Source organism: Streptomyces sp. NPDC048277 (genome assembly GCF_040652235.1).
GTDB lineage: Bacteria > Actinomycetota > Actinomycetes > Streptomycetales > Streptomycetaceae > Streptomyces.
This window is the reverse complement of record NZ_JBEZLQ010000001.1, coordinates 132,365-159,347: the sequence shown is the minus strand read 5'-3', so window position 1 is coordinate 159,347 and position 26,983 is coordinate 132,365. Positions and strand designations below refer to the sequence as shown.

26 protein-coding genes and 3 tRNA genes are annotated in these 26,983 nt (G+C 71.5%); 7 read left to right on the top strand and 22 right to left on the bottom strand.

The window, feature by feature from the left end; genetic code table 11:
* Nucleotides 1-114 precede the first annotated feature (114 nt).
* The 5 genes from AB0D85_RS00795 to AB0D85_RS00775 form a co-directional block, all read right to left on the bottom strand.
* A complete protein-coding gene (locus tag AB0D85_RS00795; RefSeq protein WP_316773571.1) occupies nt 115-543 on the bottom strand; it encodes a MaoC family dehydratase in 429 nt (142 codons plus the stop codon).
* Between the two features lie 7 nt (nt 544-550).
* Nucleotides 551-1,012: a MaoC family dehydratase N-terminal domain-containing protein gene (locus tag AB0D85_RS00790; RefSeq protein ID WP_362312056.1), complete on the bottom strand. Its 462-nt coding sequence runs from the start codon at nt 1,010-1,012 to the stop codon at nt 551-553.
* A 117-nt stretch (nt 1,013-1,129) separates the two neighbouring features.
* Entirely contained in the window at nt 1,130-1,294 is a 165-nt protein-coding gene (rpmG, locus tag AB0D85_RS00785) for a 50S ribosomal protein L33 (protein WP_003948671.1), read from the bottom strand.
* A gap of 90 nt (nt 1,295-1,384) precedes the next feature.
* A tRNA-Met gene (locus AB0D85_RS00780) sits at nt 1,385-1,457 on the bottom strand.
* Between the two features lie 44 nt (nt 1,458-1,501).
* Nucleotides 1,502-1,574, bottom strand: a tRNA-Thr gene (locus tag AB0D85_RS00775).
* A 266-nt stretch (nt 1,575-1,840) separates the two neighbouring features.
* On the opposite strand from AB0D85_RS00775, the gene AB0D85_RS00770 reads away from it, so the two are divergent.
* Both AB0D85_RS00770 and AB0D85_RS00765 read left to right on the top strand, forming a co-directional pair.
* Nucleotides 1,841-3,127, top strand: a complete 1,287-nt coding sequence (locus AB0D85_RS00770; protein WP_362312054.1) for an amidohydrolase family protein — start codon at nt 1,841-1,843, stop codon at nt 3,125-3,127.
* A gap of 164 nt (nt 3,128-3,291) precedes the next feature.
* Complete coding sequence (locus AB0D85_RS00765; RefSeq protein ID WP_362312052.1) at nt 3,292-3,948, top strand: SDR family oxidoreductase; 657 nt, start codon at nt 3,292-3,294, stop codon at nt 3,946-3,948.
* Nucleotides 3,949-3,996: 48 nt separating this feature from the next.
* On the opposite strand, the gene AB0D85_RS00760 is transcribed toward AB0D85_RS00765, so the two are convergent.
* Nucleotides 3,997-4,209 (bottom strand): hypothetical protein, encoded by a 213-nt coding sequence (locus tag AB0D85_RS00760; protein WP_362312050.1) that lies wholly within the window; start codon nt 4,207-4,209, stop codon nt 3,997-3,999.
* A 96-nt stretch (nt 4,210-4,305) separates the two neighbouring features.
* Complete coding sequence (locus tag AB0D85_RS00755; RefSeq protein WP_362312048.1) at nt 4,306-5,868, bottom strand: calcium-binding protein; 1,563 nt, start codon at nt 5,866-5,868, stop codon at nt 4,306-4,308.
* Nucleotides 5,869-6,265: 397 nt separating this feature from the next.
* Here AB0D85_RS00755 and AB0D85_RS00750 point away from each other — a divergent pair, with 397 nt between their 5' ends.
* Nucleotides 6,266-8,281 carry a SpoIIE family protein phosphatase gene (locus AB0D85_RS00750; RefSeq protein WP_362312046.1) on the top strand — a complete coding sequence of 672 codons (2,016 nt, stop codon included), beginning with the start codon at nt 6,266-6,268 and terminating at the stop codon, nt 8,279-8,281.
* Nucleotides 8,282-8,727: 446 nt separating this feature from the next.
* Here the strand turns inward: AB0D85_RS00750 and AB0D85_RS00745 are convergent.
* A tRNA-Tyr gene (locus tag AB0D85_RS00745) sits at nt 8,728-8,809 on the bottom strand.
* A gap of 225 nt (nt 8,810-9,034) precedes the next feature.
* On the opposite strand from AB0D85_RS00745, the gene AB0D85_RS00740 reads away from it, so the two are divergent.
* Nucleotides 9,035-9,523, top strand: coding sequence for a YajQ family cyclic di-GMP-binding protein (locus tag AB0D85_RS00740; protein ID WP_089099493.1), 489 nt, complete (start codon nt 9,035-9,037; stop codon nt 9,521-9,523).
* Nucleotides 9,524-9,603: 80 nt separating this feature from the next.
* Here AB0D85_RS00740 and AB0D85_RS00735 read toward each other — a convergent pair whose 3' ends face one another.
* Nucleotides 9,604-9,870, bottom strand: coding sequence for a GlsB/YeaQ/YmgE family stress response membrane protein (locus tag AB0D85_RS00735; RefSeq protein ID WP_123974862.1), 267 nt, complete (start codon nt 9,868-9,870; stop codon nt 9,604-9,606).
* A gap of 188 nt (nt 9,871-10,058) precedes the next feature.
* Here AB0D85_RS00735 and AB0D85_RS00730 point away from each other — a divergent pair, with 188 nt between their 5' ends.
* Nucleotides 10,059-11,303 carry an amino acid permease gene (locus AB0D85_RS00730; protein WP_362312043.1) on the top strand — a complete coding sequence of 415 codons (1,245 nt, stop codon included), beginning with the start codon at nt 10,059-10,061 and terminating at the stop codon, nt 11,301-11,303.
* A 156-nt stretch (nt 11,304-11,459) separates the two neighbouring features.
* On the opposite strand, the gene AB0D85_RS00725 is transcribed toward AB0D85_RS00730, so the two are convergent.
* From AB0D85_RS00725 to AB0D85_RS00665, 13 genes are all read right to left on the bottom strand, one after another.
* On the bottom strand, nt 11,460-12,026 hold the full coding sequence (locus AB0D85_RS00725) for an SMI1/KNR4 family protein (protein ID WP_362312042.1): 567 nt from the start codon (nt 12,024-12,026) through the stop codon (nt 11,460-11,462).
* A 111-nt stretch (nt 12,027-12,137) separates the two neighbouring features.
* Nucleotides 12,138-12,530 carry a YccF domain-containing protein gene (locus AB0D85_RS00720; protein ID WP_362312040.1) on the bottom strand — a complete coding sequence of 131 codons (393 nt, stop codon included), beginning with the start codon at nt 12,528-12,530 and terminating at the stop codon, nt 12,138-12,140.
* Nucleotides 12,527-13,390 (bottom strand): zinc metalloprotease HtpX, encoded by an 864-nt coding sequence (gene htpX / locus AB0D85_RS00715; protein ID WP_362312038.1) that lies wholly within the window; start codon nt 13,388-13,390, stop codon nt 12,527-12,529. The genes AB0D85_RS00720 and htpX overlap by 4 nt, the downstream gene beginning before the upstream one ends.
* A gap of 226 nt (nt 13,391-13,616) precedes the next feature.
* A complete protein-coding gene (locus AB0D85_RS00710; RefSeq protein ID WP_362312036.1) occupies nt 13,617-15,140 on the bottom strand; it encodes an NADH-quinone oxidoreductase subunit N in 1,524 nt (507 codons plus the stop codon).
* The gene (locus AB0D85_RS00705) at nt 15,137-16,711 is read right to left on the bottom strand and encodes an NADH-quinone oxidoreductase subunit M (protein ID WP_362312034.1); all 1,575 of its coding nucleotides are present in this window, start codon (nt 16,709-16,711) and stop codon (nt 15,137-15,139) included. The genes AB0D85_RS00710 and AB0D85_RS00705 overlap by 4 nt, the downstream gene beginning before the upstream one ends.
* A gap of 6 nt (nt 16,712-16,717) precedes the next feature.
* The gene (locus AB0D85_RS00700; RefSeq protein ID WP_362312032.1) at nt 16,718-18,712 is read right to left on the bottom strand and encodes an NADH-quinone oxidoreductase subunit L; all 1,995 of its coding nucleotides are present in this window, start codon (nt 18,710-18,712) and stop codon (nt 16,718-16,720) included.
* Nucleotides 18,709-19,086, bottom strand: coding sequence for an NADH-quinone oxidoreductase subunit NuoK (gene nuoK, locus AB0D85_RS00695; protein WP_362312030.1), 378 nt, complete (start codon nt 19,084-19,086; stop codon nt 18,709-18,711). The genes AB0D85_RS00700 and nuoK overlap by 4 nt, the downstream gene beginning before the upstream one ends.
* Complete coding sequence (locus AB0D85_RS00690) at nt 19,086-19,736, bottom strand: NADH-quinone oxidoreductase subunit J (RefSeq protein WP_362312028.1); 651 nt, start codon at nt 19,734-19,736, stop codon at nt 19,086-19,088. Before AB0D85_RS00690 ends, nuoK begins: the two co-directional genes overlap by 1 nt.
* A complete protein-coding gene (locus AB0D85_RS00685) occupies nt 19,733-20,284 on the bottom strand; it encodes an NADH-quinone oxidoreductase subunit I (RefSeq protein ID WP_362312027.1) in 552 nt (183 codons plus the stop codon). Before AB0D85_RS00685 ends, AB0D85_RS00690 begins: the two co-directional genes overlap by 4 nt.
* Complete coding sequence (locus tag AB0D85_RS00680; RefSeq protein ID WP_362312025.1) at nt 20,284-21,252, bottom strand: complex I subunit 1 family protein; 969 nt, start codon at nt 21,250-21,252, stop codon at nt 20,284-20,286. The genes AB0D85_RS00685 and AB0D85_RS00680 overlap by 1 nt, the downstream gene beginning before the upstream one ends.
* Nucleotides 21,249-22,970, bottom strand: coding sequence for an NADH-quinone oxidoreductase subunit C (locus tag AB0D85_RS00675; protein WP_362312023.1), 1,722 nt, complete (start codon nt 22,968-22,970; stop codon nt 21,249-21,251). The genes AB0D85_RS00680 and AB0D85_RS00675 overlap by 4 nt, the downstream gene beginning before the upstream one ends.
* On the bottom strand, nt 22,967-23,563 hold the full coding sequence (locus AB0D85_RS00670; protein ID WP_362312021.1) for an NADH-quinone oxidoreductase subunit B family protein: 597 nt from the start codon (nt 23,561-23,563) through the stop codon (nt 22,967-22,969). Before AB0D85_RS00670 ends, AB0D85_RS00675 begins: the two co-directional genes overlap by 4 nt.
* The gene (locus AB0D85_RS00665) at nt 23,554-23,964 is read right to left on the bottom strand and encodes an NADH-quinone oxidoreductase subunit A (protein WP_362312019.1); all 411 of its coding nucleotides are present in this window, start codon (nt 23,962-23,964) and stop codon (nt 23,554-23,556) included. Before AB0D85_RS00665 ends, AB0D85_RS00670 begins: the two co-directional genes overlap by 10 nt.
* A gap of 238 nt (nt 23,965-24,202) precedes the next feature.
* On the opposite strand from AB0D85_RS00665, the gene AB0D85_RS00660 reads away from it, so the two are divergent.
* Both AB0D85_RS00660 and AB0D85_RS00655 read left to right on the top strand, forming a co-directional pair.
* Nucleotides 24,203-25,393, top strand: coding sequence for a sensor domain-containing protein (locus AB0D85_RS00660; protein ID WP_362312017.1), 1,191 nt, complete (start codon nt 24,203-24,205; stop codon nt 25,391-25,393).
* A gap of 140 nt (nt 25,394-25,533) precedes the next feature.
* Nucleotides 25,534-26,922, top strand: a complete 1,389-nt coding sequence (locus AB0D85_RS00655; protein ID WP_362312015.1) for a sensor domain-containing protein — start codon at nt 25,534-25,536, stop codon at nt 26,920-26,922.
* Nucleotides 26,923-26,983 lie beyond the last annotated feature (61 nt).

The following is a 26,983-nucleotide window of genomic DNA, read 5'->3' as shown; positions in this document are numbered from 1 at the left end:
GGGCGACAACCACGTAAGGGGCGCCCCGCAATGGAGAACGCCCCTTACCTCCGCCCGCGCGGACCGGCCGCCTACGCGGGCGGACCGACCGCCGACGCGGGCCGGCCCCGTCGTTCAGCCCAGCCGTACGACCGCGCGCGACATGCCCAGCACCTTCTGCCCGGCGCTCGTGGCCGTCAGGTCGACACGCACGGTGTTGTCGTCGAGTTTGGCCGCGACCTTGCCGCTGACCTCGATCAGGGCGCCCTGGTCGTCGTTCGGGACGACGACGGGCTTGGTGAAGCGGACGCCGTACTCGACGACCGCGCCCGGGTCGCCGGTCCAGTCGGTGACGACGCGGATCGCCTCGGCCATGGTGAACATGCCGTGCGCGATGACGTCCGGCAGGCCCACCTCCTTGGCGAACTTCTCGTTCCAGTGGATCGGGTTGAAGTCGCCGGAGGCGCCCGCGTACCGCACCAGCGTGGCGCGGGTCACGGGGAAGGTCTGCACCGGCAGTTCGGTGCCGACCTCGACGTCCTCGTACGTGATCTTCGACGTCATCGGATCCTCACGCCCCCTCTTCCACGTCCGCCGCGCGGGCCACCAGCTTGGTGAGGGCGCTCACCACGAGTTCGCCCGCCTCGTCGTGGACGTCGCCGCGGATGTCGATGATGTCGTTGCCCGCGAGGGACTTGACGGCCTCGATGGTGGAGGTGACGCTCAGCCGGTCACCGGCACGCACCGGGCGCCGGTAGGCGAACTTCTGGTCGCCGTGCACGACCCGGCTGTAGTCCAGGCCGAGCTGCGGGTCCTCGACGACCTGTCCGGCCGCGCGGAAAGTGATCGAGAAAACAAAAGTCGGCGGGGCGATCACATCGGAATAGCCGAGCGCCTTGGCGGCCTCCGGGTCCGTGTACGCCGGGTTGGCGTCGCCCACCGCCTCGGCGAACTCACGGATCTTCTCCCGGCCCACCTCGTAGGGCTCGGTGGGTGGGTAGGTACGTCCCACGAAGGACTGGTCGAGCGCCATTGGCCCGGCACCTCCTGATGTCTGCTGTGATGCCCCACAAACTAGCGGGAAAGCCGTGTGCCGAAACGCCGTGAGGCCGCCCCCGGCAGGGGACGGCCTCACGGACGAGCCTGTTTGTTATCGCGTTTCGCGGTGCGCGGTGTGCGCGTTGCAACGCGGGCAGTGCTTCTTCATCTCAAGACGGTCCGGGTTGTTACGCCGGTTCTTCTTGGTGATGTAGTTCCGCTCCTTGCACTCCACGCAGGCCAGCGTGATCTTCGGGCGGACGTCGGTGGCAGCCACGTGAGTGCTCCTAAGACGAACGGATGGACTGATTCAACGCACAAAAGAGTAGCCGATCGAAGGACCGACCCCGCAATCGGCTACTGTCAGTAGCGGTGACCGGACTTGAACCGGTGACACAGCGATTATGAGCCGCTTGCTCTACCGACTGAGCTACACCGCTTTGATGAGATCGGACCCGCCTTGCGACGGGACCTCTCACACCAGAGCCCCAATACGGAATCGAACCGTAGACCTTCTCCTTACCATGGAGACGCTCTGCCGACTGAGCTATTGGGGCGAGCGATGAAGACATTACACGCTCCGCCGCCGTTCACCCAAATCCGTTTCCCGCCGCCCTTCCCGGCCCCTTCCGCCCGGCTCACGACAGCCTCTCGGACCCCTTCCGGCGCTCCCCACGCACGCGTGCCGCACCCTTCCCATCAGGTGCGACGGCGCCGGTACGACTATTGCGCTCCTCCCCGCCCGACGCGGCTCGCCACCCTAGGCTCGACTCACTCTGCGTGATCTTGAGTCCCATGCCTGGACCGACCTTCCTGGAGCGCGATGCCCGACAGCCAGCCGCAGCCGCCCTCGTCGTCGTCCAACTCCTCGGGTTCCTCGGGCTCCTCGGGTCCCTCGGGCCAGTCCGACCAGTCCGCGCTCCTGCTGTGCGGGGCGCGGCTCACCGACGGCCGGACGGTGGACGTACGGCTGGGCGGCGGGCGCATCGAGGCGGTCGGCACGGCCGGCAGCCTGGCACCGGGACCGGCCCGCGCGGGCGGCACGCGCGTGGACCTGAGCGGCTACCTCCTCCTCCCGGCCCCGGCCGAACCGCACGCCCACGGCGACACCGCGCTCTCCGCCGATCGCGACGGCCCCGTCTCGTACGACCCCGAGGACGTCCAGCGCCGCGCCACCGAGGCAGCCCTGCTGCAACTCGGGCACGGTGCCACGGCGGTACGCGCGCACGTGCGCGTGGGCGACGTCCAGGGCCTGGGCGCCCTGGCGGCCGTCCTCCAGGCGCGCCGCTCGCTGCGCGGGCTCGCGGAGCTCACGGCGGTCGCGATGCCGCGCGTGCTGACGGGACGCGTCGGGGCCGACGGGCTGGCGATACTGCGGGACGCCGCGAAGATGGGGGCGTCCGTGCTGGGCGGCTGTCCCGATCTGGATCCCGATCCCACCGGCTACGTGGAGGCGGTCCTGGAGGTCGCCTCCGAGCACGGCTGCCCGGTCGACCTGCACACGGACGCCGTCGATCCGGCTCGGCTGGCCCGGCTCGCGGTGATGGCCGGGGGCATGCGCCCCGGCGTGACGCTCGGCCCGTGCGCCGGGCTCGCGCGCCTGCCGGCCGAGGCGGCCGCGCGGGTCGCGGACCAGCTCGCCGCGGCCGGCGTCACGGTGGTGTGCCTGCCCCAGGGCGGCTGCGGCTCCGTCGACCGCCGTGGCACGGCTCCGGTACGGCTGCTGCGCGCGGCCGGGGTGCGGGTCGCCGCCGGCAGCGGCGCCCTGCGCGACCTGTCGAACCCCGTGGGCCGCGGCGACCCCCTGGAGGCCGCCTACCTCCTGGCCTCCCGCCACGGCCTGCGTCCCGAGGACGCCTACGACACCGTGAGCGCCTCCTCGCGCGCCGCCCTCGGTCTCCCCGAGGTGCGCGTCGAGGCCGGCTTCCCGGCCGAACTCCTCGCCGTGCGGGGCGACCATCTGGCGGGCGCCCTGTCCCTCGCCTACAGCCGGATCGTGGTGCACCGGGGGCGCGTGGTGGCACGGACGAGCGCGGTCCGCGAGTACTGCAACTCGGCTGTGGCGGCGGAACTCGGGCTGCCTCGGCAGGGGCGGGGCGAGTTGTCCTGACGGGAGCGGGGGACGGCGGTGCGGTTCGGAGCGGGGTGCGGCTCGGTGCGAGGGTGCGTGGTGCGGAGTGCGGAGTGCGCGCACGGCGCGGCGGGCATGAGGGGGCGCGTGGGGCGCATGAAGTCGTGCGGCGGATGCGGTGCTTCGGGCGTACGGTCGGAGACATGCGCATTGTCATCGCTGGTGGTCATGGTCAGATCGCGTTGAGGCTGGAGCGGCTGCTCTCCGCGCGTGGGGACGAGGTCGCGGGGCTCATCCGGAATGCCGAGCAGGGCGACGACCTGCGGGCGGCCGGTGCCGAACCGGTGCTGCTCGACCTGGAGTCGGCGTCGGTGGAGGAGGTCGCGGCGCATCTGCAGGGGGCGGACGCGGCGGTCTTCGCGGCGGGCGCGGGCCCGGGCAGCGGTACGGCCCGCAAGGACACGGTGGACAAGGGCGCGGCGATGCTGTTCGCGGACGCGGCCGTGCGCGCGGGCGTACGCCGTTTCGTGGTCGTCTCCTCGATGGGCGCGGATCCGGCGCACCGGGGCGACGACGTCTTCGACGTGTATCTGCGGGCCAAGGGCGCGGCCGACACGTATGTCACCCGGCAGAGCGCCCTCGACTGGACCATCCTGCGCCCCGGTTCGCTGACGGACGAGGCGGGCAGCGGCCTGGTGCGTCTGGAGGCGCACACGGGGCGGGGTTCGGTCAGGCGCGACGACGTGGCCGCCGTACTGGCGGAGTTGGTGGACACCTCGGCGACGGCCGGTCTGACCCTGGAGCTGATCGGCGGGTCGACGCCGGTCTCGGTGGCCGTGAAGTCGGTGGCCGGGAACTGAATCAGCCGCCCGGCCGTTGGGGCTGGTGACGGCGGTCGGCCGCCGTTCTCAGAACAGCGGCAGCTGTCCGGGGAAGTCCGGCACGACGTATCCGTCCAACGACGGCTGGAGCGCCCCGAGTTCGGCCGGCCGCCGCGAGCCCGAGCAGGAGACCAGGTCGCCGGTCCCCCGCACCCCGGGTGGGTCGTGCCGCGCGAAGCGCCCCGCGACGACGGCGATTTCGCGACGGCACACCGGACAGGTTCTACGACGGGAGGACATGTGTTCAGTGTGCCCCCTGGGCGGGGGCGAGGCATGATTGCGCTGCCGGAACCCCCGGTGCCATGAGGTCACCGGGGTTCTGCTGTCAGTCGCTGCTCAGCAGTTGGTCGCGCCGGGCTGTCCGCGGGAAGGGTTCCTGCAGGTGTTGAGGCCTGGGCCGCCGTCGTTGGTGTTGGTGCCCTGCTGACCGTCGAGGACGTCGTTGCCGTCTTCGCCGAAGCTGTTGTCGTTGCCGGTACCGCCGAGGACGACGTCGTTGCCCGCGTCCCCGTGCAAGGTGTCGTCTCCCGCGTTCCCGTTGAGGACGTCGCTGCCGTTGCCGCCCTCGATACGGTCGTTTCCGTCGCCTCCGTTGAGGACGTCGTTGCCGTCACCGCCGCACAGCAGGTCGTCGCCGCCGAGACCGTTGATGACGTCGTTGCCGCCGAGACCGAAGATCGCGTCGGGTCCCGGGGTTCCGGTGAGGATGTCGGAGCGGCTGGTGCCGGTGATGATGTTGAACCCTTGCGGGTTGGCCGGGGTGACGTTCGCACACGTCGCCGGGATCAGCGTGTAGGAGATCACGACCTTCGGTGTGCCGGTGGTGTCGGGGGCGGCATGGGCGGTGCCGCCGGTGTCGTCCGAGTCGGGCGCGTAGGACGATCCCGCACCGGCCCCGTCGTCGGAGCCGCCGCCACCACCGCCGAACCAGCCGCCGCCACCACCGCCGCCACCGCCCTCGTCACTGGGACCGCTGGCCATACTGCCCACGCCCCCTACGGCGACGACACCGGAACCGCCACCGGGGCCACCGCCCCCACCGGTGGCGCCGCCGCCACCACCGCCCCCGTGGAGGCCTGCGCTCTCGCCTCCGCCGCCGCCTGCGACATGGGGTGCGACACTGCCGCCCGCGCCACCGCCGGGGCCGGCGCCCGTGCCGCCGCCCGTGCCGAAGCCCCCGTTGCCGGCGCCGGCGCCGCCGTGGCCGAACCTGCTGCCGGCCCCGCCGCCGGCGACGAGGAGACGGGGGTCGCTGCCATCGGTGTTGCCGGTGTAGCTGCCGGTGCAGGTACTGCTGCCGGTGGAGCAGGTCTGGATGGCGCTGGCACCCCCACCGGCCCCGCCCGCGCCCAGGGTGCCGCTGGAGCTCCCGCCGCCGTTGCCACCGCCGTTGAAGCCGCCGGGGCTGGAGAGCGCGCCTCCGTTGGTGCCGTTGCCGGCGACCTCGACGTAGAGCGTGCTGCCGGCGGAGACGGTCAGGCCGGCGCCGGTCACGCCGGCGGCCACGCCTCCGGGAACCCCGATGGAAGGACCGCCGTCGCCGCCCGTGCCTCCGACGGCGCTCGCGGCGAGTGTGGTCACGCCGCTGGGGACGGGGAACTGGAACTCACCGCCGGTGTTGCCGGAGACGGTGTAGGTGTAGGTGCAGGTGGTCGTGGAGCCGCTGGTGCTCGTCGTCAGGACGGCGCCCGTGGGGGCCGGTTGACAGGTGCCGGCCGCGTGCGCCGTACCGGCGGTGAGCCCGGTCAGGCCGCCGGGGACCAGGAGCGTCGCGCCGAGCAGGGCAGCGGCGCGCCGGGCCCCTGGGCCTCGCTGTCGTGTGTCGCCGTAGCGGGTTCCGCGCTGTCTGCCCGCGGTGTGTCCGCGCTGTGTCACCGACTCGAGCACCAGGTCCTCCATGGACAAAGGGTGGAAGATCCTCCCGGGAAGGATCACGCAGGTCCATGCATTGCCCCGCCCTGTCCCGTGACAGCCCTCGGCACGCCCAAGGCCACCCGGAAAGCGCACCGCCGTCACGCCCAGGCCCCCGGCCACGCCTCCGCACCGGCCCCGCCCCGCTGCCGGCACTGCGCTGCCCCTGACAGCGGGCGCTGCCGAGGCCGCGGGGTCCCTGGGGGAAACGAGCCGGCAGGCGGCCGACCGCGGCCTGACAACCGCCCCCGGCGGGTCCGGCGCGCCCAACCTAGACTCAAGGGGACGGAGCTCACCGCGAGACCGCCCTGCTGATGGCTCGACCACTGGTTCGTGTGCGGGGCAGGGGATGCGCATGTCAGGTCCACGAAAGAGACGCGCGCGCGTGGGGCTGGTGCCCCTTGCCGCCGTCGCCGGTGGGCTGCTCGCCCTGCTGATCGGGCTGGCCTTCATGATGCTGCTCTGGTCGATCATCGGGCTCGGTGAGTCGACGGTTGCCGACCGCCACGCACAGGCGGCACTCGCCCAGGCGAGGACGGTCGAGGGACTCGTCGTCGACCTGGAGACCGGCCAGCGCGGCTTCGTCATCACCGGGGAGAAGCAGTTCCTCGAGCCGTGGCAGACCGCCCGGACCACGTTCTCCGGCCAGGCAGAGCGACTCGTGCGCCTCAGCACCACCCCCGGCCAGCGGACACTGGCCCAGCGCATCAGGCAGGCCGGCGAGTCCCTCATCCACGACTACTCGATTCCGCTGGTCGCGGCCGCGAGCCGAGGGGAGCCCCGTGCACGCGGCGTGGAGGCGACGCTCGAAGGCAAGCGGCGCGTCGACGCGCTCAGGAACCAGTTCGACCAGTACGGCTCGACCCAGGAGACCCTGATCGCGGCGCGTGAGAGCGCGGCCAACGCCGACGCCCGGGAAGCGGTCGTGGCGGCGTCGATCGGCCTCGCAGGCTCGATGCTCCTCATCGTGACCTTCGCCGGGTACGTGATCCGGGCCGTTGTCTGGCCGGTCCGCAAGGCGGCCGGCGTGGCGTCCCGGCTCGCCGGTGACGACCTCTCCGCGCGCATGCCCGAAACCGGCAGGGGCGAGATCGGGCAGCTCGGGACAGCGTTCAACACCATGGCCTCCTCGCTCGAGGAGAGCCGTGAGCAGGCACGTCACGCCCATGAGCGCCTCGGGCTGTTGTACGAAGCCAGCATTGTGATCGGCACGACTCTCGACACGAAGCAGACCGCACAGGAACTGGTGCGCGTGCTGGTGCCACGCTTCGCCGACTTCGCCACCGTCGATCTGGCCCTGCCCGTCCTGCTCGTCGACGAGCCGCTCTCCGACCACGGTGCGGGGGCTCGCCGCGTCGCCCTGGGCGGGGTCCGCGATGCCCCGCCGCTCGCCCCTGTGGGCTCACAGATCGCTCTCTCGACCGCGAACGCGGCCTTCGTGCCGGACCTCCGTACCTCCTCCGTATGGCAGGCCCAGCACGGCCACCGGGCAAGGAGGCTGCTGGACTACGGCATGCACTCGCTGATCACCGTCCCGCTGTACTCACGGCGCACACTTCTGGGTGCGGTCGGCCTCTGGCGGGCGGAGAACCCCAGCCCGTTCGCGGAGGCCGAGCTGTCCGATGCCGAGGAGATCGCGGCCAAGGCCGCCGTGTCGATCGACAACGCCCTCAGCTACGCCCGCGAGCACGACACGGCTCTGACGCTGCAGCGAAGCCTGCTGCCCCGCAGCTTCAACCCTCCCGGCGGTATCGAGATCGCCCACCGCTATCTGCCCGCCTCCGACGCCAACGAGGTGGGCGGCGACTGGTACGACGTGGCCGGTATGACCCCTGGCAAGGCTGCGCTGGCCATCGGCGACGTCATGGGGCACGGCATCCCGGCCGCCGCCGTCATGGGGCAGATGCGCAGCACACTCCGTGCCCTCGTCCGCCTGGACCTGCCCCCCGACCAACTCCTGCACCACCTTGATCAGACGATGCAGGACCTCGACGGCCCGATCCTGGCCACCTGTCTGTACGGCGTCTGCGACGCCGCGGCCAGCCGCTGCCGGCTGGCCCGGGCCGGACATCCCCCACCTGCCCTGATCACCCCCGACGGCACCGCCCGCCTCATCGACCTGCCCTCCGGCGCACCGCTCGGCATCGGTGGCATCTCCTACACGACCACCGAGATCTCCCTCGCTCCCGGGACCGTGCTCGTCCTCTACACCGACGGGCTCGTCGAAGCCCGGGAGCACGACCTCGACGAGCGCCTGGCGGAGCTCACCCACCTCCTCGCCGGTGCCCATCCGTCCCTCGACGAACTGGCCGACACCCTCATCGACCGCCTCGCCCCCACCCCCGCGCAGGACGACATCGCCCTCCTCATCGCCCGCGTCGGCACTGCGATCCCCCGGTGAACGCCCCTGCAGCTGTCCGCGCCCTGCAGCCGGCCGGGAAGGAGGCGTCGCCGCGCACCGCGATGCGAAAGCGAGCGCGCCCGAGCGACGTTCTCGGACTCGCCCTGGAAGGGCGGTACTTCACCGTGCCGGTCGACCCGCGCCAAGTCGGCGCGCTGTCGGCAGGAGTGCACGAGCAGGGGCAGCGCGGGCCACCGACAAGCCACAACGGCCCGCTCGGAGTGCGTGCGGCGGGCCGGACACGGCATCGCGGTACTGCACAAGGTGTACGCCAAGGTGCTTGCCCAGACCCGGGAAGGCTCCAACAGCCGGATCAATCAAGCACTTCGGGAAAGGAATGAACCGGAGTGATCATGCTCACCCACGCCGGAATCGCACACCGACAGTCAATGAAAAACCCCCTCCGACCAGGTAAGTAACCTGTTCAGAGGGGGTCTTCCCCGAAGTGGCGGCGCCAGGATTCGAACCTGGGAAGGCTGAGCCGGCAGATTTACAGTCTGCTCCCTTTGGCCGCTCGGGCACACCGCCGGGGTTTGCTGCCCAGTCGAACCGCTTTTCGGCGGTGCTCCCTGGCAACGACGTAAACAATACCCGATCCCGAGGGGTGCTCCGCCACCCGATTGATCGGCGCCTGAGGGACTCGGGGTGGCTAGGCTGGTGCGGATGCGGCCCGGTCCCCACACCGGGCCGGCGGCCGCCGCCGCACGCCGGAACGCACCCCGTTACGCCCCCCGATACAAGGAGCCACAGGACATGGCCGACTCCAGTTTCGACATCGTCTCGAAGGTCGAGCGGCAGGAGGTCGACAACGCCCTCAACCAGGCCGCCAAGGAGGTCTCGCAGCGCTACGACTTCAAGGGCGTGGACGCCTCGATCGCCTGGTCCGGCGAGAAGATCCTGATGCAGGCGAACTCCGAGGAACGAGTCAAGGCGATCCTCGATGTCTTCCAGTCGAAGCTGATCAAGCGCGGCATCTCGCTGAAGGCGCTGGACGCGGGCGAGCCGCAGCTCTCCGGCAAGGAGTACAAGATCTTCGCGTCGATCGAGGAGGGCATCTCCCAGGAGAACGCGAAGAAGGTCGCGAAGATCATCCGCGACGAGGGCCCCAAGGGCGTGAAGGCCCAGGTCCAGGGCGACGAGCTGCGCGTCAGCTCCAAGAGCCGCGACGACCTCCAGGTCGTGATCGCACTCCTGAAGGGCCAGGACTTCGACTTCGCGCTTCAGTTCGTGAACTACCGGTAGGCAGCACCGGCAGGCAGCCGGGAAGGGCGGGCCCTCGCGGGTGCCCGCCCTTCCCGGCTGCCTGCCGCGGTCAGGTGCGCTCAGTCACGCGAGTTGCCGAACAGAAGGCGGTAGGCGATCAGCAGGACCAGCGAGCCGCCGATCGCCGACACCCAGGTCGCGCCGTCGTAGAAGTTCTTGGCGATCGGATGGTCCAGCCAGCGGGCCGATATCCAGCCGCCGAGGAACGCACCCACGATGCCGATGAGAGTCGTGCCGATGAAGCCGCCCGGGTCGCGTCCGGGCAGCAGGAATTTGGCGATGGCGCCGGCCAACAGTCCCAGGATGATCCAACTGATGATGCCCATGCCCTGAACCTGCCCTTCCGCGCTGTGTTCGCACTGTTCCGGCCCTGTGATTTCGCTCCGGGCCCACTGTGCGGGACATAATGTCCGAACCATCCGGACTTGTCCGTCACGCAGCTGTTCGTTCCTTGTTACTGACGAGGACGACACGGCGATGCCGCGCGGTTGCAGCCGTCATTAGGCTGCGGCGCATGCCCTCCTCTCCTCCAGGTCTTCGGCGCTCCCTGGGCGTGCGCGACGCCGTGATCGTCGGCCTCGGCTCGATGATCGGGGCCGGCGTGTTCTCCGCCCTGGGCCCCGCGGCCCGCGCGGCCGGGTCGGGGCTGCTGCTCGGGCTCGCCGTCGCCGCCCTGGTCGCCTACTGCAACGCCGTCTCCTCGGCCCGCCTCGCCGCGCGCTACCCGCAGTCGGGCGGCACCTATGTGTACGGGCGGGAGCGGCTCGGCGCCTTCTGGGGGTACCTCGCGGGCTGGGCGTTCGTCGTCGGGAAGACGGCGTCCTGCGCGGCGATGGCGCTCACCGTCGGCGCGTACGTCTGGCCGGGGCAGGCGCACGCGGTGGCGGTCGCGGCAGTGGTGGCGCTGACCGCCGTGAACTACGGCGGCATCCAGAAGTCGGCCTGGCTGACGCGGGTGATCGTGGCCGTGGTGCTGGCGGTCCTCGCTTCCGTGGTGGTCGTGTGCCTGGCCTCCGGGCGGGCGGACGCCGGGCGGCTGGACATCGGGCTGTCGGCGGGCGTCGGCGGGGTGCTTCAGGCCGCCGGCCTGCTGTTCTTCGCGTTCGCCGGGTACGCGCGGATCGCGACCCTCGGCGAGGAGGTCCGGGATCCGGCGCGCACCATCCCGCGCGCGATTCCGCTGGCCCTGGCCATCGCGCTGGTCGTGTACGCGTGCGTGGCGGTGGCAGTGCTCTGCGTGCTCGGCGCCGATGGGCTGGGGCGGGCGCAGGCGCCGCTGGCCGACGCGGTACGGGCGGCCGGGGTGCCGGGGCTGGTGCCCGTGGTGCGGGTGGGGGCCGCGGTGGCCGCGCTCGGCTCGCTGCTGGCGCTGATCCTCGGGGTGTCGCGGACGACGCTCGCCATGGCCCGCGACGGCCATCTGCCCCCGGCTCTGGCCGCCGTGCACCCCCGTTTCCAGGTACCGCACCGAGCGGAACTGGCCGTCGGCGCGGTGGTCGCCGTGGCGGCGGCGACGGCGGACGTCCGGGGTGCCATCGGTTTCTCCTCCTTCGGCGTACTGGCGTACTACGCGGTGGCCAACGCCTCGGCGTGGACACTCGATCCGGCGCCGCGTGCGCGCGTGGTCCCGGTGGTGGGCCTCCTGGGCTGCACGATCCTCGCGTTCGCGCTGCCGGTGATGTCGGTGGTCTCAGGGGCGGCCGTACTGGCGGTGGGCGCGGCGGCGTACGCCGTACGACGGTGGGCGGTGGCTCGGTAGGCGGTGTGGCCGTCCCTTGCGGCGAACCGCGGTGGACGGCGGCTCGTTGGTCGGTCGCGGCGGTCTACGGCGTTCGGCCCATGGCGGCGTACGGCGGTGTACGACGGCGTACGGCTGCGGGCGGTGACCCGGTGGTCTCGGCCGGGGCCTGGTTCCTCAGGAGGCCTGCTGCGGGGTCGTGCGTCTCCGGTAGTCGTCCCAGGGCACCAGGTCCGTGCCCTCGTCGGTCTCCTCGTACCAGCCCGTGCCGTCCAGCCAGACGCGCAGCCAGTCGGTGAGGGTGGGCGCGTCCACGAACCAGGCGCCGTCGGCGTCGTCGGCGTTCGGCTCGTAGAGCAGGACCGTGGCCTCCGGGGTACGGCAGTCCACGCACGCGTACATGCCGCAGCCCCAGTGGGATATCGGCAGGACGCCCTCGGGCCAGGGCCACTCCGGGTTCTTGCGGCCGTATTCCCGGTTGGCGAGGTACTGGGCGACGGCGGCCGGTTCGCCGGAGGGTTCGGCGTCGAGCAGGGGCAGCAGGCCGTACGACGGGCCGAAGCCGCCGTCGCCCACCTGCTCGTAGAGCGCGGCGAGCAGGGGCGGCAGGGGGAAGCCCAGGGTCTCCCGGGCGCGGTCGAGCGTGGCCGCGTCGACGGGCGCGGGAAGGGAAGGCCAGCCCCATGGACGGGAGTTGCGGGCCTGTGTCGTCACCCGTGTCAGCAACTGCTCGATCTCGGTCATGGCTTCATGATGCAGGCCGCCACTGACAATCGTGGCGGCCTGTGGACAACCTCCGGCACAGGTGCGGGCCTGTGGACAACTCGCGTGCCGGAAGCACTGGGTGAGGTGCGGTCAGCGGGTCGCGAACGGCTGGTCCGTGGGTACGATCTCGCGGCCCAGCGGGAGCAGGGAGACCGGGATCAGCTTGAAGTTGGCGATGCCGAACGGGATCCCGATGATCGTCAGGCACATGGCGATGCCCGTGACGATGTGGGCGAGGGCCAGCCACCAGCCCGCGAGGACCAGCCACAGGACGTTGCCGACACAGGAGGGGGCGCCCGCGTCGCGCCGCTCGACGGTCGTGTACCCGAAGGGCCACAGGGCGTAGAGGCCGATACGGAAAGCCGCTATGCCAAAGGGAATTCCGATGATCGTGATGCAGAGGATCACGCCCGCGAGCAGGTAGCCGAGGAACAGCCAGAAGCCGCTCAGGACGAGCCAAATGATGTTCAGGATGGTCTTCACTGCTGGCGACCTGCCATCTTCTCTAGCCGGGCGATCCGGTCCGCCATGGGCGGGTGCGTAGAGAACATCTTGGACAGTCCCTGGCCCGGACGGAAGGGGTTCGCGATCATCATGTGACTCGCGGTCTCGATCCGGGGCTCAGGGGGCAGCGGGAGCTGCTTGGTGCCGGCGTCCAGCTTGTGCAGGGCGCTGGCGAGGGCGAGGGGATCGCCGGTGAGCTGGGCACCGGAGGCGTCCGCCTCGTACTCCCGGGAGCGGCTGATGGCCAGCTGGATGACGGTGGCGGCGAGCGGGCCCAGGATCATGATCAGCAGCAGGCCGAGGAAACCGGGGCCGTCGTCGTCATCCGAACGGCCGACCGGGATCAGCCACGCGAAGTTGACGAGGAACATGATCACCGAGGCGAGGGCGCCGGCGACCGACGAGATGAGGATGTCGCGGTTGTAGACGTGGCTGAGCTCGTGGCCGATGACGCCGCGCAGCTCGCGCTCGTCCAGGATTCGCAGGATGCCCTCCGTGCAGCACACGGCGGCGTTGCGCGGATTGCGGCCCGTCGCGAAGGCGTTCGGTGCCTCGGTCGGTGAGATGTAGAGGCGGGGCATGGGCTGGCGGGCCTGGGTGGAGAGCTCGCGGACCATCCGGTACAGGGCCGGGGCCTCGAACTCGCTGACAGGGCGCGCACGCATCGCGCGTAGCGCCAGTTTGTCGCTGTTCCAGTACGCGTACGCGTTCGTGCCGAGGGCGACGAGGACCGCGACGATCAGACCCGTCCGGCCGAAGAAGCTGCCGATGACGATGATGAGTGCCGACAGTCCCCCGAGGAGAACTGCGGTCCTGAGTCCGTTGTGCCGGCGGTGCACGGTACGCCCTCCAAGTCGTGCGGCAGGGGAACCCTTTGCCTGCGGTGCTGCCTTCCGATCTGCGATGCCACCGGTGTCGTGGTGTCACGTCCAGTGGACTCTCCCGCACTGGTCAACGCCAGGCGGCGGCCACTAGTTCCCTTGTGTCCGCTGTGCGCCGCGTGAGCCGTCCGGGTGAGAACGGCCGCACGCGTGCGTGAACGGCTTCCCGCGCGCGTGCAGGGCGTCAGAACAGGCCGGTGGCGGCGAAGCGGAGTACCAGCTGCGGGGCTCCGGAGAGGGCGACGCCGAGGGCGCCGGTGAGGGCGAGTGCGGCTGTGAGGGGGGCCGGGAGGTGGTGCTCGGCGGTTTCGCCCTCGGGGGCGCGGAACAGCAGGGCCGTCCACTGGAGGTAGTAGAAGAGGGCGATCACGACGTTGACGGCCATGACGACGGCGAGCCAGCCGAGTCCCGCGTCGACGGCCGCCGAGAAGACGGTGACCTTCGCGAACAGGCCGATGATGCCCGGCGGGAGTCCGGCCAGGCACAGCAGGAAGAACGCCAGGAGCAGCGCGGTGAGCGGGTTCCTGGCGTACAGGCCGCGGTAGTCGGAGATCCGGTTGAGTTCCTTCGTACGGCTGACCAGGGCGGCCACCGCGAAGGCGCCGAGGTTCACGGCCGCGTACATGAGGGCGTAGGCGACGGTGGAGCCGATGGCCTTCTGGGCGTCCTTGGCGTATCCGGCGGCGGCGATCGGCACCAGCAGGTAGCCGGCCTGGCCCACCGACGACCAGGCGAGCAGCCGTACCGCGCTGTACGCGCGCGTGGCCTGCTGGCGCAGGGCGGCGACGTTGCCGACGGTCATGGTGAGGGCGGCCAGGGCGGCGAGCGCGGGGCCCCAGACGTCGGCGTACGACGGGAGGGCGACGACGGTGACCAGGATCAGGCCGGAGAAGCCGACGGCCTTGCCGACGACCGACAGGTAGGCGGCGATCGGGAGCGGGGCGCCGACGTAGGTGTCGGGCACCCAGAAGTGGAAGGGGACGGCGGCCGTCTTGAACGCGAAACCCACGAGGGTGAGGACGACACCCGTCTGGGCGAGGGTGTGCAGCTGTCCGTCGACGTGCTGGATGCGGTCGGCGACCTGGGTGAGGTAGAGGCTGCCGGTGGTGGCGTACACGAAGCTGATGCCCAGGAGGCTGACGGCGGTCGCGGTCACCGAGGACAGGAAGAACTTCAGGGCCGCTTCGGAGGACTTCGCGTCACCGTGCCGGATGCCGACCAGGGCGAAGGCGGGCAGGGAGGCGACCTCCAGGGCGACGATCAGGGTGGCGAGGTCGCGGGAGGCGGGCAGCAGGGCGGCGCCGGCGGCCGAGGAGAGCAGCAGGAACCAGAACTCGCCCTGGGGATGGCGGCGGTTGCCGTCCTTCAGCGCGGTGACGGACAGCAGGGCCGTGAGCAGGGCGCCGCCGAGGACCAGGAACTGCACGATCAGGGTGAACCGGTCGGCCGTGTAGCTGCACGCGCGCGTGGCGCCCGTCAGGCAGAAGGTGCTGCGGTCGTGGTCCAGGAGCGGCAGCAGCAGGACGGCCGACGCGGCGAGTCCGGCGACCGACACCCAGCCGAGCAGCGGCTTCCTGGCCTCGGGCACGAACAGGTCGGCGACCAGGACGGCGAGGGCGACGACCGCGGTCAGGGTGGGCGGCGCGATGGCGAGCCAGTCGACGGACTGGACGAGGTTCGCGGCCGGTGGCTGGGCCAGGGCGCTCATCGGATGCCTCCCGCGAGGAGTTGCTGTACGGCCGGGTCGGTCAGCCCGAGCAGGGCCCTGGGCCACAGTCCGGCGACGACGGTGAGGACGACGAGCGGGGTCCAGGCCGCGAGCTCGTACGTGCGGACGTCGGCGAGCTTCGGCACCTCCTGCGCTGCGGAGCCCATGCAGACGCGGCGGACCACGGCGAGCATGTACGCGGCCGTCAGCAGGGTGCCGAACGCGGCGATGGCCATGAAGGTCAGGAAGGCCGGGCGGCTGAGGTCGGCGGCGGGCTTGAACGCGCCGAACAGGGCCAGCATCTCGCCCCAGAATCCGGCGAGGCCGGGCAGCCCGAGCGAGGCGACGGCTGCGAACGCGACCAGTCCGCCGAGGCGTGGCGCCCTGCCGTACAGCGCGGCGCCGGTCTCCTCCGCGAGGGTGTCGAGGTCGGTGGTGCCGGTGCGGTCCTTGAGGCCGCTGACCAGGAAGAACAGCAGGCCGGTGATGAGGCCGTGGGCGATGTTGGCGAACAGGGCGCCGTTGACGCCGGTCGGGGTCATGGTGGCGATGCCGAGCAGGACGAAGCCCATGTGGCCGACGGAGGAGTAGGCGATCAGGCGTTTGAGGTCGCCCCGCGCGCCTTGCCTGGCCAGGTTCAGGCAGGCCAGGGATCCGTAGATGATCCCGACGACGGCGAGGGCGGCGAGGTACGGCGCGAAGGTGCGGAATCCGTCCGGCGCGACCGGCAGCAGGATCCGTACGAACCCGTACGTGCCCATCTTCAGCAGGACACCCGCCAGCAGGACCGAGCCGACGGTCGGCGCGGCGGTGTGGGCCTCCGGCAGCCAGCTGTGCAGGGGCCACATCGGGGTCTTGACCGCGAGCCCGATCCCGATCGCCAGAACGGCGATGACCTGCACGGATGTGGTCAGGGACCGGCCGTTGTCAGTGGCGAGTGCCACCATGTCGAACGTGCCCGCCTTGATTCCGATCAGGAGCAGGCCGAGCAGCATGACGACGGACCCGAGCAGGGTGAAGAGGATGAACTTCCAGGCGGCCCGGGTCCGCCCATCGCCGCCCCAGCGGGCGATGAGGAAGTACATAGGGATGAGCACCGTCTCGAAGGCGAGGAAGAACAGCAGCAGGTCGAGGACGGCGAAGCTCGCGAGGGTGCCGGACTCCAGGACGAGCAGCAGGGCGACGAAGGCCTTCGGGGACGGGCCCGCTGGCATGTTGAAGTACGAGTAGAGCGCGCAGAGGAAGGTCAGCAGCGCGGTCAGGACCACGAGGGGGAGGGAGATGCCGTCGATGCCGAGGTGGATGCGCACGTCGAGTGCGGGGATCCAGCTGATGTCGGTCGTGGCCTGCATCCTCGACGGGTGGTCGTTGTCGAAGCCGAGCGCGAGGACGATCGCGGCGACGAGGATCGCGCCGGTCACGGTCACGCCGTGCCGGAGCACGGCCTGCTCGGGCGACTTCCCCTTCAGCCCGGGCGGGGCGGGCAGCAGGGCGGCGACGGCGCCGAGGAGCGGGCCGACGACGACGAACGCCAGAAGGAACTGCATCACGGACTCGCTGATATCGATCACGCCTGCTCACGCTCCCGTGGCGACGAGGAGGACGGCGACCGCCAGGACGACGGTGCCGGCGAGCAGCGCGCTCACATAGGTCTGGACATTGCCGGTCTGGGCGCGCCGTACGGCGGCACCGAGCAGGCGGGGCAGAGCGCCCGCGCCACGGACGTAGGTGTCGACGACCTCGCGGTCGAGGAACTGGACGAGGCTCGCCGCGGCCAGGACGGGGCGGACGAACAGCACGTCGTAGACGTCGTCCAGGTGGAAGCCTTCGGCCGCGTGGCGGTGCAGCGGGCCGAGCAGCAGTCGGCCGGGATCCGCCGGATCGGGTGCGTAGGCCACATCGCCGAACACCTGCTTGTGGGCGGCGATGGCCTCTGCCTCGACGAGCCCGGGTTCGGCCTCGGGGTGGGTGACGACCGCCCCCATGGGGACGCGGGCGGCCAGTGCCCGGGTGCGCTGCCAGGCGCCGTAGGTGACGAGTCCGCCGACCAGCGCGAGGCCGGTGCCGAGGACCGAGGTGGTGAGGGTCGGGGTGAGGGCGCGGCCGTCGAACCAGTCGGGCAGCGAGCGGTAGGCGAGTCCGCCGAAGGCGAGGGACGGGACGGCCAGCACCCACAGCACCACGGTCATGGACAGCGGCTGCCGTCCGTGGTCCGCGGCCTCGGTTCCCCGGCCCCGGAAGGCGAGCAGCCACAGCCGGGTCGCGTACGCGGCGGTGAGCAGGGCGGTGACCAGGCCCGCGACGAGGACGATCCAGCCGGCGCTGCCGGGGGCGTGCTCGGTGTGGCCGGTGGCGACGTGCTCGGCGGCGCCGAGGACGGACTCCTTGGAGAAGAAGCCGCTGAAGGGAGGGATCGCGGCGAGCGCGAGGAGGGCCACGGTCATCGTCCAGTAGGCGTCCGGGACGCGGTCGCGCAGGCCGGAGGTGCGGGACATGACGGCCAGCGAGTTGGTGCCGGCGGCGTGGATGATCACGCCGGCCGCGAGGAACAGCAGTGCTTTGAAGGCGCCGTGGGACAGGAGGTGGAAGACGGCGGCACCGCGGTCGCCGACGGCGAGGGCGCCGGTCATGTAGCCGAGCTGGCCGATCGTCGAGTAGGCGAGGACGCGCTTGATGTCGTCCTGGGTGAGGGCGGCGACGGCCGAGCCGGCCATGGTGACGGCGGCCATGACGGCGAGGACGACCATCGCGGCCTGGGAGGCCTCGAAGACGGGGAGGAGACGGGCGACGAAGTAGACACCGGCCGCGACCATCGTCGCGGCGTGGATGAGCGCGGAGACGGGGGTCGGGCCTGCCATCGCGTCGGGGAGCCAGGTGTGCAGCGGGAACTGCGCCGACTTGCCCGCCACGCCCGCCAGGAGGAGCAGTGCCACCAGGGTCGGGTGGTGCAGTCCCCCGTTCGCGACGGTGGCGAGGACCGTCGTGATGCGGAACGACCCGGCGTCGGTGGCCAGCGCGAACAGGCCGATCAGGAACGGCACGTCGCCGAGCTTCGTGACGAGGAAGGCCTTGATGGAGGCGGCGCGGGCCTCGGGGGTCTCCCAGTAGTGGCCGACCAGGAAGTAGGAGCAGATGCCCATGACTTCCCAGCCGACCAGCAGCACGATCAGGTCGCCGGAGTAGACGACCAGCAGCATCGCGGAGGTGAAGAGGGAGACGAGGGCGGCGTACGAGGGGTAGCGCGGATCGTCGCGCAGGTAGCCGGTCGAGTAGATCTGCACGCAGGTGGCGACGAAGGCGACCAGGACGGCGACGAGGGCGGCGAAGCCGTCGATGTCCAGGGCGAGTTCGATCGGGACCGAGCCGGTCGGGGTGAGCTGGGTGTGGGCCTCGACGGCCCGGCCGCCGCCCTGGCCGACGGCGACCGCAATGGCCAACGCCAGCGCGGTGAGGGTCGGCAGGACCGCGAGCGGGCGGACGAATCCGGGCGCGGTACGGCCCACGAGCAGGCCGGCCGCGGCGGCGAGGAACGGCAGGAGGGGGACGAGGACGGCGAGGGTGGTCGTGGTCACGCGGTGGCCTCAGCCTTCTCGTCGGCCGTCCCGTCCGTGGGCGTGCCGCTCTCGTGGCCCTCGGCGGTGTCACGGAGCCGGTCGATGTCGGAAGTTCCGCGGTTGCGGTAGACGGCGAGGACGATCGCCAGGCCGATACCGATCTCGGCGGCGGCGATGGCGATGGTGAACAGGGTCAGCGCCTGGCCGGAGTGCAGGGTGTCCCGGGCGGCCTTGCTCAGCCACACGTCGAAGGCGACGAGGTTGAGGTTGACGGCGTTGAGCATCAGCTCGACCGACATCAGCACGAGGATCGCGTTGCGCCGGGCGAGGACGCCGTACAGGCCGGTGCAGAAGAGGAGGGCGGAGAGAACGGCGGGATAGGCGAGGTGCATCAGCGGGCGCCTTCCTGCTCGATCGGGTGAATCCCGGAATCCGTGACGGAGGGGGAACTCTGTGTGACGGCCCGGCCGTTCACAGGGGGCGGGGCCGAATCCGCCTTCGCCTTCCGGGACAGGACGATCGCGCCGACCAGGGCCGCGAGGAGGAGGACGGAGAGGGCCTCGAAGGGCAGGACCCAGTTCTGGAAGAGGCTCTCGCCGGTGACCTTCGTCGAACCGGCGGCGCCGCCCAGGTCGATCCAGGTGGTGCGGAAGGCGTCCACGACCACCCAGACCAGGGCGGCGGCCGCAACCACGGCGACGGCCAGCGCGACCCAGCGGTTCCCGGAGTCGGCGTCCGGGGAGCGGCCGATCGGGGCCCTGGTCAGCATCAGACCGAAGAGGAGGAGGACGACGACGGAACCCACGTAGATGAGGACCTGCACCCAGGCGATGAACTCGGCGGTGAGCAGCAGGTATTCGACGGCGAGACCGCCGAGCGCGACCACCAGCCACAGGGCGGCGTGCACCAGTTGGCGAGTGGTGACCGTGACGAGCGCGGCTCCGAAGGTGACCAGGCCGACGAGGAGGAAGGCGATCTCCACGCCGGTCGGCGACAGGAAGCCCTGCGGCGCCTGGGCGAGGGGACTGGCGAGGGGACTCACGGCTGTTCCTCCCCCGGCTCGGTCCGGGCGGCCGCGAGCTTCTCGGCGGTCTTGCGGGCGGCGGCGAGCTCCTTCGGTTCCTCCGCGCCGGCATCGAGGGCGGGCGGGGCTGGCACCGTCCACATCCACTCGCGGAGTTTGTCGCGCTCATGGGTGAGTTCGCGGATGTCGGTCTCGGCGTACTCGAACTCCGGGGACCAGAACAGGGCGTCGAAAGGACACACCTCGATGCAGATACCGCAGTACATGCACAGGGAGAAGTCGATGGCGAAGCGGTCCAGGACATTGCGGCTGCGCTCGCGGCCGCCCGGGGCCGCCGCCGGGACGGTCTCCTTGTGGGAGTCGATGTAGATGCACCAGTCGGGGCACTCACGGGCGCAGAGCATGCAGACCGTGCAGTTCTCCTCGAACAGGCCGATCACGCCCCGGGTGCGGGGCGGGAGTTCGGGAAGGGCGTCCGGGTACTGCTCGGTGACCGATTTCCGGGTCATCGTGCGCAGGGTGACGGCCAGGCCCTTGGCGAGGCCGGAGCCAGGGATGGGGGCCACTAGGAGATCACCACCTTGACGATGCCGGTGAGGGCGATCTGGGCGAGAGAAAGGGGGACGAGGAGGGTCCAGGAGAACTTCTGGAGCTGGTCCTCGCGCAGACGGGGGTAGGTCACACGGAGCCAGATCACGACGAAGGCGAGGACCGCCGTCTTCAGGAGGGTCCACAGCCAGCCGAGGCCGTCGGCGCCCCACGGGCCGTGCCAGCCGCCCAGGAAGAGGACGGTGGTCAGGCCGCACAGGACGACGATCCCGGCGTACTCGGCGAGCAGGAACAGGGCGAACCGCAGGCCGGTGTACTCGGTGTACGCCCCGAAGATGATCTCCGAGTCGGCGACGGGCATGTCGAACGGGGGCCGCTGGAGTTCCGCGAGGCCGGCGGTGAAGAAGACCAGACCGCCGGTGATCTGCCAGGGCAGCCACCACCAGTGGAAGGCCTCGACGATGCCCGGCAGGGAGACGGTGCCGGCCGCCATCGCCACGGAGGCGGCGGCGAGCAGCATCGGGAGTTCGTAGGCGAGGAGCTGAGCGGCGGTGCGCAGGCCGCCGAGGAGGGAGAACTTGTTGGCACTGGCCCAGCCGGCCATGAGCGAGCCGAGGACGCCGACGCCCATCACGGCCAGCACGAAGAACACACCCGCGTCCAGCGCCTGGCCGACGGCACCCTCGCCGGGGCCGACCGGGATGGCGAGCAGCACGAGCAGATACGGGAGGAGGGCCACCGCGGGGGCCAGCTGGAAGATACGGCGGTCCGCGCCCGCCGGGACCACGTCCTCCTTCTGCGCGAACTTCACGCCGTCGGCGATCAGCTGGGCCCAGCCGTGGAAACCACCCGCGTACATCGGGCCGAGGCGGCCCTGCATATGGGCCATCACCTTGTGCTCGGTCTGACCGACGATCAAGGGGAAGGTGAGGAAGACGACGAACACGGCGAGGAGCCGCAGGGCGACGTCCAGAGCGTCGTTCACTGCGCGCCTCCTGGGTGGTCGTCGCGGGGAGCGGGAGGTTGTCCGGTGGCGGTGCCGTCGGAGGCCGGGGCTTCCGAGCCGACGGGAGCATCGGCGACGGGGGTCTCGGGGTTCGGGGAATCGGGGTCCGGGGAATCGGAGTCCGGGGCGTCAGGGGCAGCGGCATCGGGCGCTGGGGTCCCGGTTCCGGTGTCCTCGGGCTCCTCCGGCTCTTCGGACGCGGCAGGCTTCGGCGCGGCTGAGTCTGGTGCGATGTGCCCGGGCGTGGCCGACTTCGGCGCAGCCGACGGGGGCCCATCCGACTCGGGACCAGCCGACTCCGGCGCATCCGACTCGGGCGTTGTCGCCTCCGGCGTCGCAGGCGTAGGCGCGACCGGCTCCGTCGTCGGCGCCCCCGCCCCCGTCCCCGCCTTTGCCCCCGGCTCCTCGGTAGTGGGCCTGGGCTCGGTCCCGCCCGTCTCCGTCGGCTCTGTTGTGGCCCCGCGCTGCTCCCCCGCCTCCGGTTCGTCGAAGGCCGGGCGGGCGTGGTGCCACGGGGCGTCCGAGCTGCGCGGGGGCGAGGGGCGGGCCGGGGTGGCCGGTTCTGCCGCCGGTGCCGTCTCCTGGGCTCGCTGTGAAGCGGAGCCGCCCGAGGCGGTACGAGCCCGGCGCGGCCCACGGGGCGCGGCCGACGGCTCCGCCGCCTGAGCGGTCTCCCCGGCGACGGATTCCGCCCTCGGTGAAGCTGCGCCCTCGCTCGCGCTCCCTGCCGGGCGGTGGTCGGTCGGCGACTGCTCCTCGGCAGCGGTCCGCTGTGAGGCAGGGCCCCCGCCCGGTGAAGGTGCGCCCTCGCCCGTGCTCCCTGCCGGGCGCAGGTCGGCCGGCGGCTGCTCCTCGGCGGCGGCCCGTTGTGAGGCAGAGCCTCCGCCCGCGGTGCGTGCGCGGCGCGGGGTGGCTGTCGGCTGGGCCTCGGGAGACGGCGGTCCCTCGGGCACAGGCGGCTGTCCGGCGGTGTCCGTCTCCGCCGTCGTCCCGGGCGTCTGGCTGGCCGAACCCTCCGCGGCCGTGCGGGAGCGCCGTACCGGACGTTCACCGGCCGCGCGGGCCGGGCGTTCGCCGGTGGCGCGGCCTGCTGCGGCTCGGGCCGGCCGGGCGGGGGCAGGGGGGAGCTGGCCTTTCAGGGGGCCCCACTCGTTCGGGTCGGGGACGCCCGGGGGGAGCATCTGGCGGCGCTTGGGGCCGCCGTGATCGGACTCGCCCGGTTCCTTGGCGCCGGGCCAGGCCTTGGCGACGCGGGCCGCCAGGACGAAGTCCTTGCGGAGGGGGTGGCCCTCGAAGGTTTCCGGAAGGAGGAGGTGGTCCAGGCCGGGGTGGCCGGTGAAGCGGACGCCGAACATCTCGTGGGTCTCGCGTTCGTGCCAGCGGGCGCCCGCGTAGACACCGACGGCGGACGGGAGTTCGGGGGCGGTGTGCGGCACGGTCGTGCGCAGGAGCAGGCGGCGGACCGGGGCGAGGGCGAAGACATGGGCACAGACGCGGAAGCCGGTGCCGGGTTCGTCGACCGCGCTCAGCCAGTCGAAGTAGGTGCAGGAGACGGTCGTACGGGCGGTTTCCAGGGCGGTGAGCCAGGAGGAGGGAGGGACGTCGACGGTCAGGACCTCGTAGGACTCGTCGGCCGTGGCGTCCGGGCCGAAGAGTTCCTCGACAGGGGCCGGCAGCCAGCCGGTCGAGGCGGTCATCGCCCGTCCCCTTCCCCCGCGGGGGCGGGCGGCTGCACCAGGCCGCTCTGGAGGGCGGCGGCGGAGGGGCGGACGGTGCCGTAGCGCTCGCCGAGGGACTCGGCCGCGATCTTCTCCTGGAGTTTGAGGATGCCCTGGAGGAGGGCCTCGGGGCGTGGCGGGCAGCCGGGGACGTAGACGTCGACCGGGATGATCTGGTCGACGCCCTTGGTGACGGAGTAGGAGTCCCAGTAGGGGCCGCCGCAGTTGGAGCAGGCGCCGAAGGAGATGACGTACTTGGGCTCGGGCATCTGCTCGTAGAGGCGCTTGACCGCCGGAGCCATCTTGTCCGTGACCGTGCCGGAGACCACCATCAGGTCGGCCTGGCGGGGGCCCGGCGCGAAGGGGATCACGCCGAGGCGGATGAAGTCGTGGCGGGCCATCGACGCGGCGATGAACTCGATCGCGCAACAGGCGAGGCCGAAGTTGAAGACCCAGAGCGAGTAGCGGCGGCCCCAGTTGAGGACGACCTTCATCGGTTCGGGGGCGAGGCGGGCGAGCGTGCCCAGCCTTTTCGGCTCCGGCAGCAGAACGGGCTCCGGCGTCACGTCCATGTCAGGACGCCCTTCTTGTATGCGTACAGCAGGCCGACGGCGAGGAAGCCGAGGAAGATGAACATCTCCACCAGCGTGGTGGCGCCGTAGCCGGGGGCGGCGAAGACCGTCGCCCAGGGGAACAGGAAGATCGAGTCGACCGCGAAGATGACGTAGAGGAAGGCGTAGACGTAGTAGCGGACCTGGGTGTGGGCCCAGCCCTCGCCGACGGGGTCGACTCCGCACTCGTAGGTCAGGAGTTTCTCGGGGGTGGGGACCACCGGACGCAGCAGCCGGCCGGCCCCGAAGGCGACGGCGACGAAGAGCACGCCGACGACTGTCAGCAGTCCCACGACCGAGTAGGACGCGAAGTAGCCCGCCGCGACGATCACGGTCGGCTCACCACCCACCGTTTCCGGCATCGTCCGTCCCTCACTCCCTCGACAGACAGCAGACCTGGCCCGGTCCGGTGTCGTGACCTCAGTCAACTCTTGATTCGACGATCTGTACGCACGGGAGTCTAGGCCCTGATAAAGACACGGTAAGCAGGCCGTCACAGGGTGGGATGCGACGCCGGGGAGACCGGTGGGGTTTTCCCCAGGGTGACCCGGGCGGCGAACTCCATGGCGCGGCGCCACGGCGCACGGCACGCTGGCGCATATGACCGCACCCGCACCCCGTTCCCCCGGCTCCACCGACGGCAGAGATGACCGCGAGCGGCTGCCGCCCGTGCGCCTCGCCTACGACAGTCACACCTGGAAGGAGATCGCGCACCTCCTGCTGAACCTGCCGATATCGGTGTTCGGCTTCGTCTACGCCTTCACGGTGCTGTGGGTGAGCGGTCTGCTGACGCTCACGGTGGTCGGCATACCCCTGCTCGCGGCGTCGCTCCTGGGCGCCCGGCAGCTGGGGAAGATGGAGCGGGCACGCGCGCGTGCGTTGCTCGGGGTGCGGGTGGACGAGCCGAGTCCGATGCCGAGGGCCACGCGTGGTGCGGGCACACAGCGGTTGTGGATGGCGCTGAAGGATCCGGTGGGCTGGCGGACGCTGCTGTACGACTTCATCCGGCTGCCCTGGGGCATCCTCACGTTCTGCACCGTGCTGACCTCTCTGTTCGTGTTGTGGCCGGTGCTGCCGTTCATCGCGCGCGGGCTGGCGAACGCGGACCGGGCGATGGTCCGCGGGCTGCTGTCGCCCTCCGACGAGCTGGAGCGCCGGATCGCCGAACTGGAGTCGGACCGGGGGGTCGTGGTGGACACGGCCGCCGCCGATCTGCGGCGCATCGAGCGGGATCTGCACGACGGCGCGCAGGCCCGTCTCGTCAACCTCGCGATGGGGCTCGGTCTGGCGAAGGAGAAGCTGCTGGAGGATCCCGACTCGGCCGCCGCGATGGTCGAGGAGGCGCACGGCGAGGTGAAGCTGGCGCTGCAGGAGCTCAGGGACCTCGCCCGCGGCATCCACCCGGCGGTGCTGACCGACCGGGGGCTGGACGCGGCGCTGTCCTCGGTCGCCTCGCGGTGCACGGTGCCGGTGCAGGTGACCGCCGACCTGCCGGCCAGACCGGCGCCGGCGATCGAGGGCATCGCCTACTTCACCGTCTCCGAGCTGCTGCAGAACATCAGCAAGCACAGCGGGGCGCGCAGGGCCTCGGTCGACGTGTGGCGGACCGACGACCGGCTGCTGATCCAGGTGCAGGACGACGGGCGCGGCGGGGCGAGCCTGGACCGTGGCACCGGGATGCGGGGGCTCGCGGACCGGCTGGGCGCGGTGGATGGCCTGTTCGTCGTCGACTCACCGGCCGGCGGCCCCACGACGGTCACCGCCGAGCTGCCCTGGCGCGACCGGTCGTAGCACGGGAACGGGGGGTGGGGTAAACCCCCCGTCCGAGACGCCGACGGCCTCCATGGTCCGTGGACCTGCGGCACAGCAGGGTGGAGCTACGGCAGGACAGGGCCGATGGGACTGGGACAGGACGGGACGGGACGACGCCGATGGCCACGGAGTACGGACACGGGTACGGGCAGGACCACGGCGGGTACGACCAGGGGCCGTACGGGCTTTACGAGCCGTACGGGCTTTACGAGCCGTACGGTGAGCGTCGGCATCGCGTGCCGGCCGTGCTGCGGGCGCCGTTCGAGGCGCGCAGCTGGCGTGAGTTCGCCTATGTCCTGCTGGGCTTTCCGATCGGCGTCACGCTGTTCGTGTGGACGGTGACGATGCTGTCCCTCGGTGTCGGTCTGCTGGTGACCTTCATCGGGGTCCCGCTGCTGGCGATGGCCCTCGCCGGGTGCCGGGGTTTCGGGGTGCTGGAGCGGGCACGCGCGCGTGGGCTGCTGAGGCTGGAGGTGGCCGACCCGGAACCGCTCAGGATGCGCAAGCCGGGGTTCTTCGCCTGGATCGGCGCGGTGCTGAAGAGCGGCACGTCCTGGAAGCACCTGCTGTACGCGGTCCTGCAGTTCCCCTGGTCGATGTTGTCGTTCGTCGTCGCGCTCAATTTCTGGGCGTACGGCTGGGTCCTGCTGACGTACCCGCTGTGGTTCTGGGTCTTCCCGGTGTGGGTCGGCCAGGGCGGGATTCAGCTGTACGGCGACGCGCACCACAGCGTCTACCTCGACAACCCGTTCGAGATCACCGTGACGGCGCTGGTGGGGCTGCTGTTCACGCTGGCCACGCCGTGGATCGTGCGGGCGCTGACGCTGGTGGACCGGGTGATGGTGCACGGGTTGCTCGGGCCGTCGAAGCTGGCGTCGCGGGTGGTGGAGCTGGAGTCCGACCGGGGGGTGGTCGTCGACACGGCCGCCGCCGATCTGCGGCGCATCGAGCGGGATCTGCACGACGGCGCGCAGGCGCGGCTGGTGGCGCTGGCCATGGATCTGGGGCTGGCGAAGGAGAAGCTGCGGGAGGACCCCCAGGCCGCGGCGCGGATGGTGGACGACGCGCACGGTGAGGTGAAGACCGCGCTGCAGGAGCTCAGGGACCTGGCCCGCGGGATCCATCCCGCCGTGCTGACCGACCGGGGGCTGGACGCGGCGCTGTCCTCGGTGGCCTCGCGGTGCACGGTGCCGGTGCGGGTGGAGGTGGACCTGGCCGAGCGGCCGGCGGCGGCGATCGAGGGGATCGCGTACTTCACGGTGTCCGAGCTGCTGCAGAACATCAGCAAGCACGCGCGGGCGAGCGCGGCGGCGGTGGATGTGTGGCGCAGCGAGGACCGGTTGATGCTGCAGGTCGTGGACGACGGGGTGGGGGGTGCGGACACGGCCGGGGGGTCGGGGCTCGCGGGGCTGGCCGAGCGGCTGGACGCGGTCGACGGGATCCTGGTGGTCGACTCCCCGGCGGGCGGGCCCACGCGAGTGACGGCGGAGCTGCCCTGGCGAGGCTGAGCACCCTCCTCGGACACCGGCCGGGCTGATTTGGCCCGCCTCCTCTCCTTACCCCGACGCA

Bases quoted from the DNA above. Each gene is read 5' to 3' on its own strand.
- AB0D85_RS00795 (WP_316773571.1), bottom strand. From the start codon at position 543: ATGACGTCGAAGATCACGTACGAGGACGTCGAGGTCGGCACCGAACTG.
- AB0D85_RS00790 (WP_362312056.1), bottom strand. From the start codon at position 1,012: ATGGCGCTCGACCAGTCCTTCGTGGGACGTACCTACCCACCCACCGAG.
- AB0D85_RS00770 (WP_362312054.1), top strand. From the start codon at position 1,841: ATGCCCGACAGCCAGCCGCAGCCGCCCTCGTCGTCGTCCAACTCCTCG.
- AB0D85_RS00765 (WP_362312052.1), top strand. From the start codon at position 3,292: ATGCGCATTGTCATCGCTGGTGGTCATGGTCAGATCGCGTTGAGGCTG.
- AB0D85_RS00760 (WP_362312050.1), bottom strand. From the start codon at position 4,209: ATGTCCTCCCGTCGTAGAACCTGTCCGGTGTGCCGTCGCGAAATCGCC.
- AB0D85_RS00755 (WP_362312048.1), bottom strand. From the start codon at position 5,868: ATGGAGGACCTGGTGCTCGAGTCGGTGACACAGCGCGGACACACCGCG.
- AB0D85_RS00740 (WP_089099493.1), top strand. From the start codon at position 9,035: ATGGCCGACTCCAGTTTCGACATCGTCTCGAAGGTCGAGCGGCAGGAG.
- AB0D85_RS00735 (WP_123974862.1), bottom strand. From the start codon at position 9,870: ATGGGCATCATCAGTTGGATCATCCTGGGACTGTTGGCCGGCGCCATC.
- AB0D85_RS00730 (WP_362312043.1), top strand. From the start codon at position 10,059: ATGCCCTCCTCTCCTCCAGGTCTTCGGCGCTCCCTGGGCGTGCGCGAC.
- AB0D85_RS00725 (WP_362312042.1), bottom strand. From the start codon at position 12,026: ATGACCGAGATCGAGCAGTTGCTGACACGGGTGACGACACAGGCCCGC.
- AB0D85_RS00710 (WP_362312036.1), bottom strand. From the start codon at position 15,140: ATGAGCGCCCTGGCCCAGCCACCGGCCGCGAACCTCGTCCAGTCCGTC.
- nuoK (WP_362312030.1), bottom strand. From the start codon at position 19,086: ATGCACCTCGCCTATCCCGCCGTTCTCTCCGCCCTCCTCTTCTGCACC.
- AB0D85_RS00675 (WP_362312023.1), bottom strand. From the start codon at position 22,970: ATGACCGCCTCGACCGGCTGGCTGCCGGCCCCTGTCGAGGAACTCTTC.
- AB0D85_RS00670 (WP_362312021.1), bottom strand. From the start codon at position 23,563: ATGGACGTGACGCCGGAGCCCGTTCTGCTGCCGGAGCCGAAAAGGCTG.
- AB0D85_RS00665 (WP_362312019.1), bottom strand. From the start codon at position 23,964: ATGCCGGAAACGGTGGGTGGTGAGCCGACCGTGATCGTCGCGGCGGGC.
- AB0D85_RS00660 (WP_362312017.1), top strand. From the start codon at position 24,203: ATGACCGCACCCGCACCCCGTTCCCCCGGCTCCACCGACGGCAGAGAT.
- AB0D85_RS00655 (WP_362312015.1), top strand. From the start codon at position 25,534: ATGGCCACGGAGTACGGACACGGGTACGGGCAGGACCACGGCGGGTAC.